This window comes from Caulobacter sp. P1_B12_2 (assembly GCF_056406675.1).
Window position 1 is genome coordinate 1 of the sequence record NZ_JBFTZS010000673.1, and the last position, 1698, is coordinate 1698.

Below are 1698 nucleotides of genomic sequence, written 5' to 3' on the forward strand. Positions count from 1 at the left end.
GGATGTTGAAGGACGAATTGACGTTGGTGGTCCCCTTGCGGAAGGTCAGGGACGGAACCAGCTGGACCAGCTGTTCGGTCGAGAAGGCCTGGCGCTTTTCCAGCGCGTCGCCGCTGACGACCGAGACCGCCACCGGCACCTTCTGCAGGTTTTCCGAGCGGCGTTGAGCCGTGACGACCACTTCTTCCAGCTGCTGGCTGTCGGTCGCGCCGGGCGTCGCGGCGTCCGCGGCCCAGGCGAGCGCCGGCAGGGCGACGCCCGCCAGAAGCGTCGGCAGGATGAGGGCGGCTCGCGCGCGGCCCAGGTTAAACAACGACATCAGACACCCCCAGTAAGTTTGTCGCCGGTCGGCCGGCGAGGTGGAGCGGGGGTAGCTTGAGAGCGGCTCAAGCTGATATTCAATTTTTCCTATAGGATTTATAGGATTTAACAAACCAGGGCCTCCTCGGTGTCTGCTAGGCGTCCGCCGACAAGGTTGGAGGCACGGATGGACAGACGGACCCTGCTGGCGAGCGCGCTGGCCGTATCAGGCCTGGGTGGAGGGGCCCAAGCGGCCTCCCAAGCGGCTTCCCAAGCGGCCTCCAAGGCGCGGGCGGAGACCATCAGCCTCTGGCCCGACGGCGTGCCGGGCGGCGAGCATGTCACGGTCCAGGAAGTGGCGCGCGAGGTCGATGACCAGGGCCGCAAGGGACGCGACATTTCCGGCGTGCGCGATCCCCGGCTGAGCCTGCACCTTCCGGTCGGCGCCACCGATACCGCCGTGCTGGTCATCCCAGGCGGCGCCTTCAACCGCGTGGTCTTCGACAAGGAAGGCGAGGAGGTCTGCCGCTGGCTGGCGGGCGCCGGCTACGCCGCCGGCGCCCTGATCTACCGGTTGCCGGGAGAGGGCTGGACCCAGGGGGCTGACGTGATGCTGCAGGACGCGGCGCGGGCGCTTCGTGTTCTGGCCAGGCGCACCGGCGCACGACGGATCGGCGTGCTGGGCTTCTCGGCGGGCGGCACGATCGCCGGGGCCTTGGCGGCCCGCGCGGCCGAGGTCGACTACGCGCCCGTGGACGAGGCGGATCGCCTACCCTTGACGATCGACTTCCTGGGTCTCGGCTATCCCTATCTGAACGTTCCGGCGTCGCCGCGCCAAGGACTCTATCGCGGCGCGCCGAAAGCGCCGCCGCCGACCTTCTTCTTTCACGCCGCAGACGATCCGAGAGTGCCGGTGGACAACAGCCTGGACGCCTTTCGCGCCTGGCGGTCGGCGGGCGCGGAAGCCGCCCTGCACGTCTTCGAGCGCGGCGGCCACGGCTTTGGCCTTCGAGCCCCGCCGAAGTCCTCCGCCGCGACCTGGCCGGACCTGTTCCTGGCGTGGCTCAGGGCGCAAGGGGCGGCGAAGCCCGCCTAGCCTCGTCCAGCCGTCGCCTCCAGCTGGCGCAGGGGCAAGAGCRCCGCGCGTCATGCTGTTTGAGAACTGGTGCGGGCGGCCGGGGTCGAACCGGCATGGGATTGCTCCCGACGGATTTTAAGTCCGTGTTTGGCGTTGATTTAGAAAGATAATTCTAATTTGTGCTTGAATATTGTGCTTATGGGTGGATATAAATCCGACATTAGGGTAAATTACCCCTTAAGCAAGATCTTTTTGGAAGGAGTTGGCGAGGGTTTGCGCGCTAACTCCACAGGAATTACACGCCCTCGCGGGCTGTAGCC

2 protein-coding genes are annotated in these 1698 nt (G+C 66.5%); one reads left to right on the forward strand and one right to left on the reverse strand.

Going from position 1 to position 1698, the window contains the following annotated elements; genetic code table 11:
- Positions 1-319: TonB-dependent receptor plug domain-containing protein (locus AC1DZ6_RS24740; RefSeq protein ID WP_477099746.1), on the reverse strand; the 319-nt coding region annotated here is incomplete at its 3' end.
- Positions 320-487: 168 nt separating this feature from the next.
- Here AC1DZ6_RS24740 and AC1DZ6_RS24745 point away from each other — a divergent pair.
- Positions 488-1396, forward strand: coding sequence for an alpha/beta hydrolase (locus tag AC1DZ6_RS24745; protein WP_477099747.1), 909 nt, complete (start codon positions 488-490; stop codon positions 1394-1396).
- Positions 1397-1698 lie beyond the last annotated feature (302 nt).

Coding starts and splice junctions, on each gene's coding strand:
- AC1DZ6_RS24745 (WP_477099747.1), top strand. CDS start 488: ATGGACAGACGGACCCTGCTGGCGAGCGCGCTGGCCGTATCAGGCCTG.